Origin of the sequence: Bacteroides sp. NSJ-48 (genome assembly GCF_014287405.1) — a bacterium.
GTDB lineage: Bacteria > Bacteroidota > Bacteroidia > Bacteroidales > Bacteroidaceae > Bacteroides > Bacteroides stercoris.
In genome coordinates, this window is record NZ_JACOOD010000025.1 from 19,484 (window position 1) to 34,288 (window position 14,805).

The 14,805-nt window shown below is 42.1% G+C and carries 10 protein-coding genes and 1 pseudogene; 7 read left to right on the forward strand and 4 right to left on the reverse strand.

Going from position 1 to position 14,805, the window contains the following annotated elements; genetic code table 11:
- The first annotated feature begins 3 nt into the window (after positions 1-3).
- Complete coding sequence (locus H8S52_RS12300; RefSeq protein ID WP_186909922.1) at positions 4-2,898, forward strand: DEAD/DEAH box helicase family protein; 2,895 nt, start codon at positions 4-6, stop codon at positions 2,896-2,898.
- 249 nt (positions 2,899-3,147) lie between these two features.
- Here the strand turns inward: H8S52_RS12300 and H8S52_RS12305 are convergent.
- The 3 genes and pseudogenes from H8S52_RS12305 to dnaK all read right to left on the reverse strand — a co-directional run bounded on the left by H8S52_RS12305 (position 3,148) and on the right by dnaK (position 7,103).
- A pseudogene (locus H8S52_RS12305) lies at positions 3,148-4,410 on the reverse strand (site-specific integrase).
- Complete coding sequence (locus tag H8S52_RS12310) at positions 4,407-4,970, reverse strand: helix-turn-helix domain-containing protein (RefSeq protein WP_186909923.1); 564 nt, start codon at positions 4,968-4,970, stop codon at positions 4,407-4,409. Before H8S52_RS12310 ends, H8S52_RS12305 begins: the two are co-directional and overlap by 4 nt.
- Positions 4,971-5,183: 213 nt before the next feature.
- Complete coding sequence (dnaK, locus tag H8S52_RS12315) at positions 5,184-7,103, reverse strand: molecular chaperone DnaK (protein ID WP_022104219.1); 1,920 nt, start codon at positions 7,101-7,103, stop codon at positions 5,184-5,186.
- A gap of 511 nt (positions 7,104-7,614) precedes the next feature.
- Between dnaK and H8S52_RS12320 the strand changes: the two genes are divergently transcribed.
- Both H8S52_RS12320 and H8S52_RS12325 read left to right on the forward strand, forming a co-directional pair.
- Positions 7,615-9,030 (forward strand): MATE family efflux transporter, encoded by a 1,416-nt coding sequence (locus H8S52_RS12320; protein WP_186909924.1) that lies wholly within the window; start codon positions 7,615-7,617, stop codon positions 9,028-9,030.
- Complete coding sequence (locus H8S52_RS12325; protein WP_022104217.1) at positions 8,993-9,583, forward strand: Crp/Fnr family transcriptional regulator; 591 nt, start codon at positions 8,993-8,995, stop codon at positions 9,581-9,583. Before H8S52_RS12320 ends, H8S52_RS12325 begins: the two co-directional genes overlap by 38 nt.
- A 117-nt stretch (positions 9,584-9,700) precedes the next feature.
- Here H8S52_RS12325 and H8S52_RS12330 read toward each other — a convergent pair whose 3' ends face one another.
- Positions 9,701-10,492, reverse strand: a complete 792-nt coding sequence (locus H8S52_RS12330) for an META domain-containing protein (RefSeq protein WP_117985990.1) — start codon at positions 10,490-10,492, stop codon at positions 9,701-9,703.
- 191 nt (positions 10,493-10,683) lie between these two features.
- On the opposite strand from H8S52_RS12330, the gene H8S52_RS12335 reads away from it, so the two are divergent.
- The 4 genes from H8S52_RS12335 (at position 10,684) to H8S52_RS19975 (ending at position 14,803) form a co-directional block, all read left to right on the forward strand.
- Positions 10,684-11,877 (forward strand): saccharopine dehydrogenase family protein, encoded by a 1,194-nt coding sequence (locus H8S52_RS12335; RefSeq protein WP_005652003.1) that lies wholly within the window; start codon positions 10,684-10,686, stop codon positions 11,875-11,877.
- 52 nt (positions 11,878-11,929) lie between these two features.
- A complete protein-coding gene (bcp, locus tag H8S52_RS12340; RefSeq protein ID WP_005652005.1) occupies positions 11,930-12,376 on the forward strand; it encodes a thioredoxin-dependent thiol peroxidase in 447 nt (148 codons plus the stop codon).
- A gap of 49 nt (positions 12,377-12,425) precedes the next feature.
- A complete protein-coding gene (gene recA, locus H8S52_RS12345; protein ID WP_005652006.1) occupies positions 12,426-13,463 on the forward strand; it encodes a recombinase RecA in 1,038 nt (345 codons plus the stop codon).
- A 746-nt stretch (positions 13,464-14,209) separates the two neighbouring features.
- Positions 14,210-14,803, forward strand: a complete 594-nt coding sequence (locus tag H8S52_RS19975; RefSeq protein ID WP_255470054.1) for a hypothetical protein — start codon at positions 14,210-14,212, stop codon at positions 14,801-14,803.
- The last annotated feature ends 2 nt before the right edge of the window (positions 14,804-14,805 follow it).

The window sequence follows — 14,805 nt, forward strand, 5'->3', positions numbered from 1 at the left end:
CAGATGGACAGTTTTCAAGAGAAATACAATGCGCTTGTCATTAAATACAATGCTCTGCTTGCCGAAAATGAAGAACTGAAGTCAATACTTTCACAGCATGGTATAGTGTATTCCTCCATCAAACGTGCTGATGAAAGTACGGCATTTTCTTCCATAACATATCCTCCAATCAAACTCTCTCTTGATGAGAAAATTGCATTGTTCCGTAACTTTTTCAAGGGACGAGATGATGTATTTGCACGACGATGGTTCAACAAAGCCACAGAAAAGGGTGGTTACCAACCAGTATGTATCAACGAATGGCGCAGAGGAATATGCGATAAGAAAAAGCATAAATGTGCAGAGTGTCCCAACCGCAATTTTGCCACGTTAACCAATCAAGACATATACCGACATCTGGAAGGTAAAGATGAGAACGGATGCGATGTTATAGGTCTGTACGTCGTTACTTCTGATAATAAATGTTCTTTCCTGTGTGCTGATTTTGATGACAAAAATTGCACTCATGGATATAAGAACGATGTATTGGCATTTATTTCCATTTGTAGAGAGTGGAGAATTCCGTTCAGTATAGAACGCTCACGCTCCGGCAATGGTGCGCATGTGTGGACTTTCTTTAATGAACCCATACCGGCTTGCAAAGTAAGGAAATTAGGCAATACAATTCTTACGGAAGCCATGAAGCGCAATGGACGGATTACATTCGATTCATACGATCGTTTCTTTCCCAATCAGGATAAAGTACCGGAAGGCGGATTCGGCAATCTCATTGCGTTACCATTGCAGGGAAAAGCCAGGAAAGCAGGAAACAGCGTTTTTGTAGATGATCAGTTTCTTCCGTTCCAGGATCAATGGGCATACCTATACAATGTAAGAAAAATAGATGAAGGAACCGTAGATGCATTATTGACACAGCATCAGCAGGAAGATTTTGGAACATTGGTCACATCTTCGGAAAATAAACCGTGGGAAATACCAATCATACAAGATGTGACCAAGGAAGACTTTAACGGCATACTTATAATACATAAATCGGACAGGATATATATTCTTTTAAAATCTATTTCAGATAAGGTTAGTAATCATTTGAAACATATTGCGGCGTTTAAAAATCCTGAATTTTACAGCAAACAGGCGATGCGTATTTCCACATATAACATTCCTCGTATTATCTGCCGTGCAGATTTTACCGATGAATATCTTGCAATGCCTCGGGGGTGTGAGGATGCCATTATCAACATGCTGTATTCCCTCAAAATTGATTATGAAATAGTTGATAATACAAATCATGGTAAACCTATTGGCGTAACATTCAAAGGAAAAGAACGCGATGAACAGTTGGACGCGATCAATGCCCTCATGCCATTTTCCAACGGTGTGTTGTCTGCAACGACAGCCTTTGGAAAGACTGTTACAGCCGCGGCTCTGATTGCCCGAAGAAAGACAAATACACTTATTCTGGTACACTCCAAGGCATTGCTTATGCAATGGCATGAACGTCTGTCTGAATTTCTTGACATAGATTTCACAGAAGATGAGATTTCCAAGAAACGAGGCAGGAAGAAGGCTTTTTCTCCGGTCGGGTGTCTTGATTCTACCTCTAACACGTTGCATGGTGTTATTGATATAGCCCTTATGCAGTCGTGTTTTGAAAATGACAAAGTCAAGCCTTTTGTAAAAGGATACGGGATGGTCATTGTAGACGAGTGTCATCACGTATCTTCCATAACATTTGAGAATGTATTAAAACACGTTACGGCACATTATGTCTATGGACTTACTGCCACTCCAATCCGTAAAGATGGTTTGCAGCCTATTATCTTTATGCAATGCGGTCCAATTCGTTTTTCTGCCGATGCCAAGGCACAGATAAAGAAGCAGTCGTTCCAGCGTTATCTTGTGCCGAGATTTACATCTTATAGACCTGTTACCGATGACAAACAATCGTTTACGACACTATCACAATCCCTCGCTGAATCGGAAATACGGAATAATCTTATAATAGAGGATGTCCTTAATGTCGTGGCTGCAGGCCGAACACCTATAATACTTACTGCCAGAACTTCTCATGTAGAATTGCTTGCCGAAATGTTGAAGCAGCATGTAGCCAACATCATACAACTCACAGGAGAAGGGACTGCAAAGAACAAGAGAGAAACGCTGCAAAAGTTACAGGATATACCCAAAGATGCCCCTCTTGTAATAGTAGCCACGGGAAAATATGTGGGAGAGGGATTTGACTATCCACGACTTGATACACTGTTTTTGGCACTACCAATCTCATGGAAAGGATTGGTTGCACAATATGCCGGACGTTTGCACCGTGAGAATGAGGGCAAGAAAGATGTTCGTATTTATGACTATATTGATATACACGAACCTGTTTGTGAGAATATGTATCGTAAACGCCTAAAAGGATACTCTGCCATCGGTTATCGTGTACTGTCAAGAGATACTCAGACGCTGTTTGATAATACAGATGACTTACAAATATCATCATATGAAGGACAGATTTTCAATGGTAACACATTCCGTTTGGCATTTATGCAAAATTTGAAAAGTTCAAGACAATCTATTGTCATATCCTCTCCAAAACTCTATCGTACAGAACGAAACACATTTGTTAAAATGCTCAGAGAACTTCATGCAAGTGGTGTTCAAGTTGCAATTCTTACATCAGAGGAAAGCAGTCAGACGAATTATCTAAAAAGTTTGGGATTATATGTAAAGATTGTACCTAAACTATCTTTATCCTCGTGTATCATAGATAGGTCCACGGTCTGGTATGGCAGTATCAATATACTTGGCTATGTAACAGAGGAAGACAATATTATTAAAATCACAGATGGTAAACTTGCAAATGAGCTACTTGATGTCATTTACGATAGCCCCAAATAGGGGAATGCAAATAAGTAGAAAATAATCATCGTTTTACTCTCTAATGACAGTATTATAAGTGTAATAATTCTTGCAGAACAGATGTAATTACTGCTAAATTGTAAAACTCTTTAGCGCGCTGCAATTTTAGAGCGCTTTGCAACAAAATCCCCCTCAAAAAGCTGATACTTAATGAGGGGCAAATAACGACAAATATGTAATTTTCTTAACCTGAGTTGCTGAATTTCAATAGTTGTATTTTTACATGACTTATAAATTCAGGTTGTCTATATGTAATGTATTAGCTGCTTTTTCTTTCTGTTCGTTTACGATGTGCGTATAAATCTGCGTGGTTCTGACATTTGTATGACCCATTAAATCTTTTATTGTATATATATCAACACCATTTTCCAGCAATAGCGAAGCGAAACTATGGCGGCCGCAATGGAAGGTGATATGCTTCTTTATACCGGATGCTTCTATCCAAACTTTCAAAGGACGTGAAATCCAGGAGGCATCTGTCAATCCCTCAAAAACGAGAGTTTCTTCATCGTTTGGGCGTTCTCCACAGAGTTGGAGAGCTTGTTGTATGACTGGCTTATAATCTGGTCTTTTTGTCTTCTGCTGAACTATAACCGCTTGCCATGTACCCTTACTTGTTTGCTGAATCTGTTTCCATTTCAAAGTCTGGATGTCACTATGCCGTAATCCTGTGAGAATAGAGAATAAGAACGCACGTTTTAAAACATCGTCCTTACAAGGAGTATCAACCAACATTTGCACTTCATTCATACTAAGCGCAACACGAGGCTTCTCAATGTTTGTTATCCCCTTTACTTTTGCACCTATATCAACGGTAAGATATTCATCAACGAACGCTTGTTTTAATCCGGCCTTGAGTATAGAGAAATAGGTAGATGCAGTATTCTGTGAGATCGTTCCTTTTTTATTTCCTCCCATGGGAGCACGTAACAGAAACATCTTAATATCTTCAAGTAGTTTAACGGATATGTCCTTGAATGGGATTGGTTGTCCTTGAGAATAAATCTTCAATAATTCACCCACTCACCTCCAGTTAACTATAATTGAATTGGAGCTATTAGGATGCCGTTTGCTGATAATACTATTGAAATACTTGATAAAGTCCTGTTCGCTTCGTTCATTTTGTGCAGCGATTTCATTCTCTTTATCAGTATATAGAATTGCACTATCGTATTCATGTTGCCGTAACTTACGCACATTGTCAGCATAGATACAAGCCTCTTGCTCTATCGTTGAACGGCATTGGATGATTCCATTCAAATCACGCTTAGGTTTGTAATTGAATGTTCCATCCGGCAAGATGCGTGCAATGGACGACTTGTCCCAAATTGGTGTGGATATAGTCCGGTTAATTGATTCAACCACACGGCTTGCCCGTTTAGAGCCTCGCTTGTAAACCGGATATGATTCTATAATCAGATACCACTCATCTTTATAATTTGATTTTCTGAGTTTGACGGTCACTTTGGTGTTTGGTAATGCTTTCTTCATTCTACTTCAGATTTATATAGATTGTCTATTTCTTGTTTGGGTACATATACATAGTTTCCTATTTGTCGTGAGGGAATAGAGTATTTTCTAACATGCGCCCATACTGAACTATCATTAATATGGTACTTCTCACAAATCTCTGTAATGGTATAACACTCCTCTGGCTCTAAGCTATATGTTTTAGGAACAGGTTTTTCTTTTTCGGCAATACATTCCGGTCTCTTTAGGAAAAGTTGTTCCATTTCGGAGCGTTTGATACGCGTGAGCCTTGTACCCAAATTGATGACTGGAATACATCCCAATTTGATTAAGCGATAGAGAGTACTACGTTCTAGCCCAAACATTGCTACTGCCTCCTTTACAGAAATATATTCTCTGATGTCTGGTACTTGTTGGGCAATAGCTCCCAATTTTGCATTTCTATCTTTTACATCCTTTTTGCGCTTCCAAGCTACTTTACCACATTTTTGGGAACAATAATAGCTGTCAAGTGTCTTTGCGACGAAAACCTTGCCGCAGACTTTGCACTTCCTTTTGATCTCAAATCCGATTGTTGGCATATTATCTACTTTTAAGTATGTATTAGTATAGATAAGTAGAATTTAGTCCCACATTATCTACTTTTTTGTCTTGTCACAAATATGTCGCAAATAAGAGATAAAAAAGCCCATAGAAAACACATAGCAACCATGAACCCTACAAACGCAAAAAGCGTGCAACTCGTTGAGCTGCACGCTTTTGCTTATTGTTTGTTATTTGTTTACTTATCGGAATCATTTCACTTCCTCAAAGTCAGCATCCTGTACATTATCTCCATGCTTGCCATTATCCTGAGCACCGCCTTGCTGTCCTGCATTCATATCAGGACCGGCCTGTGCACCACCTTGAGCACCGCTCTGGGCATACATCTCAGCGCTTGCAGCTTGGAAAGCGGTATTCAGTTCAGCCATCGCAGAGTCAACAGCAGCTAAATCCTGTGCTTTGTGAGCATCTTTTAGTTTCTGCAAGGCAGCTTCAATCGGAGCTTTCTTGTCGGCAGGCAGCTTATCGCCCAGTTCCTTCAACTGATTTTCAGTAGTGAAAATCATTGAGTCGGCTTGGTTCAGCTTGTCAACTTTCTCACGTTCTTTCTTATCGGCTTCGGCATTTGCTTCGGCTTCGGCTTTCATCTTTTCGATTTCTTCCTTGCTCAAACCGCTGGAAGCCTCGATACGGATAGCCTGTTCCTTGCCGGTAGCCTTATCTTTGGCAGATACTTTCAAGATACCGTTGGCATCGATATCGAATGTCACCTCAATCTGAGGAATACCACGACGTGCCGGAGCGATACCTGTCAGGTTAAACTGACCGATTGACTTGTTCTGTGCAGCCATCGGACGTTCACCCTGCAATACGTGGATAGTAACTTCCGTCTGGTTATCGGCGGCAGTAGAGAATGTTTCGCTCTTCTTGCAAGGAATAGTCGTATTGGCGTCAATCAGCTTGGTCATTACACCACCCATGGTTTCGATACCCATAGACAGCGGAGTAACATCCAACAGTACAACACCCTTGATTTCGTCCGTCAATACGGCACCTTGTACTGCAGCACCTACAGCTACTACCTCATCGGGATTTACACCTTTAGAAGGCACTTTACCGAAGAAATCCTCAACCAGTTTCTGTACAGCCGGTATACGTGAAGAACCACCTACAAGGATAACCTCATCTATATCGGAGTTGCCCAAACCGGCATCGCTCATAGCTTTCTTACACGGTTCAAGACAAGCCTGAATCAAGTTGTGGGCCAAAGCTTCGAATTTGGCACGGGTCAGCGTCTTAACCAAGTGCTTGGGCACACCGCCTACCGGCATAATGTACGGCAAGTTGATTTCCGTGCTCGTAGAAGAAGACAATTCAATCTTAGCTTTTTCGGCAGCTTCCTTCAAACGTTGCATAGCCATCGGATCCTGAGTCAGGTCGGCGCCTTCATCGTTCTTGAACTCTTGAACCAGCCAGTCGATGATAACCTGGTCGAAGTCGTCACCACCCAAGTGAGTATCACCGTTGGTTGACAATACTTCGAACACACCGCCACCGAATTCGAGGATAGAAATATCGAATGTACCGCCACCAAGGTCAAACACGGCAACTTTCATATCCTTATGCGCCTTGTCGATACCATAGGCCAAAGCTGCGGCAGTCGGTTCGTTCACGATACGCTTTACTTCCAGACCGGCAATCTGACCGGCTTCCTTCGTAGCCTGACGCTGAGAGTCGGAGAAATAAGCCGGAACGGTGATTACGGCTTCCGTTACTTCTTGTCCCAGATAATCTTCAGCGGTCTTTTTCATTTTCTGCAGAATCATTGCAGAAATTTCCTGCGGAGTATAGAGACGTCCGTCAATATCCACACGCGGAGTATTGTTGTCACCTTTTACCACTTTATAAGGTACGCGAGCGGTTTCTTTCTGAACCTGATCCCAGTTCTCACCCATGAAACGTTTGATAGAGAACACGGTTCTTGTAGGGTTTGTGATTGCCTGACGCTTTGCAGGATCACCGATCTTACGTTCGCCGCCGTCTACAAATGCCACTACTGAAGGAGTTGTACGCTTACCTTCACTGTTTGCAATTACTACAGGTTCGTTTCCTTCGAATACAGAAACACAAGAGTTTGTTGTTCCTAAGTCAATACCAATAATTTTTCCCATGATCGTTATTTTTTTATTTGTTATTATTCAGTTTCGGTGTCCGCCTCGTTGGCAGACGCCAATAAAAAGACAAACGCCGTGCCAAATTGTTCAAGGCGGCGGCAGATTTATGAATGTGACAGTTTGTCTGTCAGTTTGGCAGAGTTAAATATATTTTTTCTGTCGGAAATTACCATTTGTTAATTTCTATCCCACTCAAAAATCCTACTTTTGCCCCCGAAAAAGAAAAGATATTGTTTGAGGGATTCAAGAAAGTATGTTGGTTCTCTTGTTTCAGACTTTATCAGATTTTCTCTAAAGAAAGCTGATATAAAACCAAAACACTTTCTAAAAAGGAGCATTGCCAATATTTATCCGTTCCACCATGGTGGAACAAAATGTATCCCGTGATGGAACAAAAGTTTCTCCGTGGTGGAACAAAAACTTCCTCATGGCGGAACGAATAAGCATTAGCCGCCAAACCTCTTAAACAAAGAAACAGATTACAATAAAACATAGAAGACTAAAGATTATGGAAAAGATGAGAGACAGTATTGACTTCAAGCACATGGACATTGCGGCATTATTCCGCAAATTACTGCTCCCAACCGTACTGGGAATGATATTTTCCGCATTGTTCGTCATTACCGACGGTATCTTTGTGGGAAAAGGTATAGGCAGCGATGCCCTTGCCGCCGTCAATATCGTGGCACCGCTATGGTTGTTCTCCACCGGCATCGGCCTGATGTTCGGCGTAGGAGCATCTGTGGTCGCTTCCATCCACTTGTCACACAATAAACCCAAAACGGCACGTATCAACATTACGCAATCCATAGTGGTATCCTCCCTGCTGCTGATGTGCACTTCTACCCTATTTTGCCTGTTTGCACCGCAAGTCGTACATCTGTTAGGCAGTTCGGAACGGCTCAGACCTTTGGCTGTAGAATATATGTGCTGGTTTGTACCTTTTTCCGCTTTTACGGCCCTGCTTAATTCGGGCATGTTTTTCCTGCGACTGGACGGTTCGCCCAACTTCGCCATGTTCTGCAATATAGTTGCCTCCGTTCTGAACATCATACTCGATTATCTGTTTATCTTCCCTTTCGGCTGGGGAATGTTCGGTGCGGCCTTCGCAAGTGCCATAGGAACAACGGTAGGAGCGTTAATGATTATCATCTATCTTTCACGGCGCAACTGTGCGCTGCGTTTCTATCCGGTGAAGTTCAGCCGTAATAGCATGAAGCTGATGAAGCGCAATGTGGGGTATATGTGCCGGCTGGGCTCATCTGCCTTCCTGTGTGAAGTGGCTATTGCCTGCATGATGTTTGTAGGCAATCTTGTATTCATCCATTATCTGAAAGAAGACGGTGTGGCGGCCTTCAGCATCGCCTGCTACTTCTTTCCTATCATATTTATGGTATACAATGCCATTGCGCAGTCTGCACAGCCTATTATCAGTTTCAACTATGGGCTTAACGAAACGTTGCGCGTACGCAAGACATATCTGCTTGCCTTAAAGACAGCCGTTGGCTGCGGGATATGCTTTGCCTTGGTTACAATATTTTGCAGCCAGGAGATTGTTGCCATGTTCATAGACCGGAGTTATCCCGCCTATGATATAGCAGTGCAAGGCTTGCCTTTATATGCATCCGGTTTCGTGTTTTTTGCAATCAACATAGTTTCTATCGGTTATTTTCAGAGCGTGGAACGCGCCAAGTACGCCACTGTCATCACGCTGCTGCGCGGATTTATTTTATTGACACTTTGCTTTTACGGACTTCCGCTACTGTTGGGTAAACCGGGAATTTGGCTGGCTACCCCGCTGGCAGAATTATTGACCACTCTTTTCATACTCATTATTTATATGGGCAGGAAAAGAAATGGCAAGGAAAATTCAATATCTTTGCAACATGGAAATCATGCTAAAGAAATTCTGCAAGAAGTATAAATTACCCGAAAAAAGCCTGTTTGAGCTGTTGTCTCATATGGAAGAAATATCCTTTTCCAAAGGAGAGCTTATAATAGAGAAGGGAGAACGGAATTCTAATTTCTACCTTATAAAGAAAGGTATATGGCGGGCATACTACCTGGCAGACGGAACAGAAAATTCCTTATGGTTTGCCACTCCCGGCGATGCCGCATTTTCTTCATGGGGGTATGTGGACGACAAACCTTCTCAGGTCAATATCGAGTCTGTAAACGACAGTACAGCCTATTGCATCAGCAAAGCCAAATTAGAGGCTCTGTTTGCACACTCTATCGAAATGGCAAACTTCGGCAGAAAGATTTTTGAACGTGAAATTTTGTCAGTGGATGCTTCGACACTGGCTTATGGGACACCACCCACCGCCAAAGAGCGTTATCTGACATTAATGGAAGAGAATCCGGAACTATTGCAGGATGTACCGCTGAAATACTTGGCCTCATACCTGTATATCACTCCGCAATCATTAAGCCGCATACGTGCCGGACTGAGGGAAAAAGAGGATGTGTCAAAATAACAAAACGCCCGCTGTTTGTTTCTTTATCAAACAAAAATTACACGGATTTCACAGAAAAAGAATAAAATAAATCTGTGAAATCCGTGTAATCTTATGCTGAATAATGACCGATGTCCGTTATTTCTTCACCAATACCATTACCAGATTGTTGTCCGCATCATAAAAGCCCATACCGCCGCCTGCCAGCTTACCGAAAGACTGAACGGAATTCAATGCTTTCAACACACGGCTCTCCACTTCCATATCGGGACATGCCATCATGGTACTGATAACCTGCGGGAAAGATATGGCTACCGGATTTGCATCATCCACATTAAATGAACCGTTAATGATATTACATCCGGCAGTACCATGCAGAGTTTTTTCTGCAATATTGAACTCGATGAACGGCTGCTTTTCCATTCCCGACGGGATGGTCTCTCCACCGGCCTCGCTAATCATCCATTTGCCGTTCAAATCGGCCAACTTAGCAGAAGCTTCTTTTTTCTGCAACACAATGACAGGACGATTGGAAGAAGCGCATAATGCCATATTCTCCTTGCCCAGTTGCTTATACTTCTTTACCTGTCCTAAAGCAGCCAGCACGTTTTTCTCCACTGTCATATCCGGACACATCATACGGGTACTTCCCAATGCGCCAAGGTCTATCTGTCCGGGTTTGGCGTTCACATCGAACGAACCCATCAGACGGTTACAGCCACTGTTGCCATATACCTGTCCGGTCTTTGTATCAAAACCGATAAAAGGAAATTCCTGATTCGGAGCAGGTACAACCGCACTGCCGTTTATTTCAATAATATTCCACTCACCACTCAAGGAAGAGAGCGTTGCGGCATTTTTAGTCGAAGCGCAAGATGACAGCCCTGCCACAGTAGCCGCCATACAAAGGGAAACAAATACTTTCTTCATTGTTACTTTTTGTTTAAGTTAATTTTATCACCACAAATATATACAAAATAATCCAAAAGCAAACCTTTTGTTTAGAAATAGCAATACTTGGTCAAAGTATTTAGCAGGATTTTAATGTTTATCTGAGAATTAAGCCTTATATTTGCTCATTGAAAAAAATAATCATATTTAAAACTTTTGTAAGTAGAAAAATGGGTAAAGTTCTTATTATCGGTGCAGGCGGTGTAGGTACCGTTGTTGCGCACAAAGTAGCTCAAAATCCGGATGTGTTTACAGAAATCATGATTGCCAGCCGCACCAAATCCAAATGCGACGCTGTTGTAAAAGCAATCGGCAACCCTAACATCAAAACCGCTCAGGTAGATGCAGACAATGTAGACGAACTGGTGGCGCTCTTCAACAGTTTCAAACCCGAAATCGTCATAAACGTAGCTCTCCCCTATCAGGACCTTACTATCATGGAAGCCTGTCTGAAAAGCGGGGTAAATTATCTGGATACAGCCAATTACGAACCGAAAGACGTAGCTCACTTCGAATACAGCTGGCAATGGGCATACAAAAAGCGCTTTGAAGATGCCGGACTGACAGCTATCCTCGGCTGTGGTTTCGACCCGGGTGTAAGCGGCATATATACCGCCTATGCAGCCAAGCATCATTTTGACGAAATCCAATACCTGGACATTGTGGACTGCAATGCAGGAAATCATCACAAAGCATTTGCAACCAACTTCAACCCGGAAATCAACATCCGCGAAATTACCCAAAACGGACGTTATTACGAAAACGGCGAATGGGTAACCACCAAACCGTTGGAAATCCACAAAGCACTCACCTACCCCAATATCGGTCCGCGCGACTCTTACCTTCTTTATCACGAAGAACTGGAGTCTCTGGTGAAAAATTTCCCCACAATCAAACGTGCACGTTTCTGGATGACATTCGGACAAGAGTACCTGACCCACCTGCGTGTTATCCAAAACATCGGCATGGCCCGCATTGATGAGGTAGAATACAACGGCATGAAAATCGTTCCGCTGCAATTCCTGAAAGCCGTACTCCCCAACCCGCAGGATTTGGGCGAGAATTACGAAGGCGAAACCTCTATCGGTTGCCGTATCCGCGGCTTGAAAGACGGTAAAGAACACACCTATTATATATATAACAATTGCAGCCACCAAGAAGCTTACAAGGAAACAGGCATGCAGGGCGTGAGCTACACAACCGGTGTTCCTGCCATGATTGGCGCCATGATGTTCCTCAAAGGTCTGTGGAAGAGACCGGGTGTATGGAACGTAGAGGAGTTCGATCCCGACCCGTTCATGGAACAGCTTAACAAGCAAGGACTGCCTTGGCATGAAGTAATCGACGGAAACTTGGAAGTTTAAATTAGCGATTAATCATTTATTACCAATCATCAACCCCTAAACACTGAATTACGTGAATATCGGAGATAAAGCGCCCGAAATACTGGGTATCAATGAAAAAGGCGAAGAAATTCGTCTGAGCGATTATAAAGGAAAGAAAATAGTGCTCTATTTTTATCCCAAAGACTCAACTTCAGGTTGTACGGCACAAGCCTGCAACCTGCGCGACAACTATACCGACCTGCGTAAGGCCGGCTACGAAGTTATCGGAGTCAGTGTAGACAACGAGAAGTCGCACCAGAAATTCATCGAAAAGAACAACCTGCCCTTTACCCTGATTGCAGACACAGACAAAAAGCTGGTGGAGCAATTCGGCGTATGGGGTGAAAAGAGCATGTACGGACGTAAATATATGGGTACTTTCCGCACCACCTTCATCATCAATGAGGAAGGAGTGATTGAGCGTATCATCACCCCTAAGGAAGTAAAGACTAAAGACCACGCTGCACAAATCCTGTAACAGTGATTGATAATTAATCACTAAACACTAATCATTAATCACTAAAATAATGGCAAAGAAAGACGAACTTAATTTTGAAAACGGAAATAACATGGCAGGCAGCGAAAAACTAAAGGCGCTGCAAGCTGCCATGGATAAGATAGAAAAAAGTTTCGGCAAGGGTTCTATCATGAAAATGGGCGACGAAAGCGTCGAACAAGTAGAAGTAATCCCTACCGGTTCCATCGGACTGAACGTAGCATTGGGTGTAGGCGGTTACCCCCGCGGACGTATCATTGAAATCTACGGTCCGGAATCTTCCGGTAAGACCACGCTGGCAATCCATGCCATCGCCGAAGCACAAAAGGCAGGCGGCATCGCAGCATTCATCGATGCGGAACACGCTTTCGACCGCTTCTATGCAGCCAAATTGGGTGTAGATGTGGATAACCTCTTGATTTCACAACCGGACAACGGTGAGCAGGCATTGGAAATTGCAGAGCAACTAATTCGTTCTTCCGCTATTGACATCATCGTAGTAGACTCCGTAGCCGCTCTGACACCGAAAGCCGAAATCGAAGGCGATATGGGCGACAACAAGGTCGGTTTGCAGGCACGTCTTATGTCACAGGCTCTGCGTAAGCTGACATCTGCCGTTAGCAAAACCCGTACAACTTGTATCTTCATCAACCAGCTCCGTGAAAAAATCGGCGTAATGTTCGGTAATCCTGAAACGACCACCGGCGGTAACGCATTGAAGTTCTATGCTTCCGTACGTCTTGACATCCGTGGTGGCCAAGCTATCAAGAATGGCGAGGAGGTTATCGGCAAGCAGACCAAAGTGAAAGTTGTAAAGAACAAGGTAGCTCCTCCTTTCCGTCGTGCAGAATTCGACATCATGTTCGGTGAAGGCATCTCACGTGCTGGAGAAATCATCGATTTGGGTGCGGAACTGGGCATCATCAAGAAAAGTGGTTCCTGGTTCAGTTACAATGATACTAAAATCGCACAAGGACGCGATGCCGCCAAACAGGTTATTCTCGATAACCCGGAACTGGCGGAGGAACTGGAAGGACTCATTTTCGAGGAATTGAAAAAAGAGAAATAATCCTTAACTGAAAGGTTAAAAGTTTGGGTTTTAAGACACAAAGAACTGGTTTGTTTATAATATGCTTTAGACACTTCCTGGTTGTTCTTTTGTCTTAAAATCCAAATTTGTTTTACATATATGAGAAGAGACACCATATAACTATTCCGAAAGCAGATATTCACAATATCAAGCAATTAATGACAAATGGTTCATATTCGTTCTTCTTGTTATCTATCCTCATTCAAAAAAATAATATCCTCATAAAATAAGATACCATCATCGGAAAAATCCATAAAATGAAACTATTCATCTTACAAAACATTTTTTGTTATCAAAAGCCCCCACCTTAACACCCCAAACACCACACCTTAACAACTGAAATGCCACAGCATAACATACTAAAGTCCTAAGGTTTAGGGAGCAAACTCCTGCAATTTGAAGAGCTAAGGTGAGGTGTTTATGTTACTAGTTTCATACGCTATCCGTATATTGACAGGTGACTATCACCTCTTTTACAAATACAAAAATACACGAAATATAGAACAAAGAAGAAAATGTTCAGAAATCAGCAGAAATCACACATTTACAAAGATATGTAGTATAAAAGCCGGAAACGTATAATCTATAACCAATCGTCTGCAATCAATTATCTTATACACTTCACATTAACAGTAATTTATATATTTATTTTTACAATATTGTTGTTTTATCAATTATTTTATAATATTTTTGCCACGCAACAAACAAAAAATCATAAATAGTGTATGGCATTAATAACGTACATTCTTATTGCGATACCGGTATGTCTACTGGCTGTCATTCTATGGCTATATTTCAATTATTGGGAATATAAACGCAAGAATCATTTCATACTCCTGATACTTCTTTTTTATCCGGTATTGTCGTATGCACAATATATGGACAAAACGCAATGCAAAATCTCATTTTCATCGCATGCAAACCAAGCGGGAAAATTGGAATATGCCCAAGACGGGATAATTTACCGTTTTACACCGGAAAGCAATGCGTGGAAAATAACCATCAAAAATAATACGAACAAGAATGCACGGATAAATTGGGAAAAAGCCAGTTTTATCATTAATGGAAAAGCTTCCGGAATCTGTTTATATCCTTTTACATCCGATAATCCCCCTACGGATGTTATCAAAGAAAAATCTGAAATAACCCGAACCGTTACTGCATCCAACTTAATAAAAGGGAAAAAGGTTAATAAAATATATAGTAAACGCAATCTGAAGAGAAACGGACGGACGTCCGTCAACATTGCTTTGCCAATCGGTATCGGCAATAAACCGCAGTTTTTCCATATATTCAATTTTATTGTAACAGCTAACTAACT

What these genes read in the sequence shown, in the direction of transcription:
- H8S52_RS12300 (WP_186909922.1), top strand. Translation starts at nt 4, where the DNA reads ATGGACAGTTTTCAAGAGAAATACAATGCGCTTGTCATTAAATACAAT.
- H8S52_RS12325 (WP_022104217.1), top strand. Translation starts at nt 8,993, where the DNA reads ATGGAAATCATGCTAAAGAAATTCTGCAAGAAGTATAAATTACCCGAA.
- recA (WP_005652006.1), top strand. Translation starts at nt 12,426, where the DNA reads ATGGCAAAGAAAGACGAACTTAATTTTGAAAACGGAAATAACATGGCA.
- H8S52_RS12320 (WP_186909924.1), top strand. Translation starts at nt 7,615, where the DNA reads ATGGAAAAGATGAGAGACAGTATTGACTTCAAGCACATGGACATTGCG.
- H8S52_RS19975 (WP_255470054.1), top strand. Translation starts at nt 14,210, where the DNA reads ATGGCATTAATAACGTACATTCTTATTGCGATACCGGTATGTCTACTG.
- H8S52_RS12335 (WP_005652003.1), top strand. Translation starts at nt 10,684, where the DNA reads ATGGGTAAAGTTCTTATTATCGGTGCAGGCGGTGTAGGTACCGTTGTT.
- dnaK (WP_022104219.1), bottom strand. Translation starts at nt 7,103, where the DNA reads ATGGGAAAAATTATTGGTATTGACTTAGGAACAACAAACTCTTGTGTT.
- H8S52_RS12310 (WP_186909923.1), bottom strand. Translation starts at nt 4,970, where the DNA reads ATGCCAACAATCGGATTTGAGATCAAAAGGAAGTGCAAAGTCTGCGGC.
- H8S52_RS12330 (WP_117985990.1), bottom strand. Translation starts at nt 10,492, where the DNA reads ATGAAGAAAGTATTTGTTTCCCTTTGTATGGCGGCTACTGTGGCAGGG.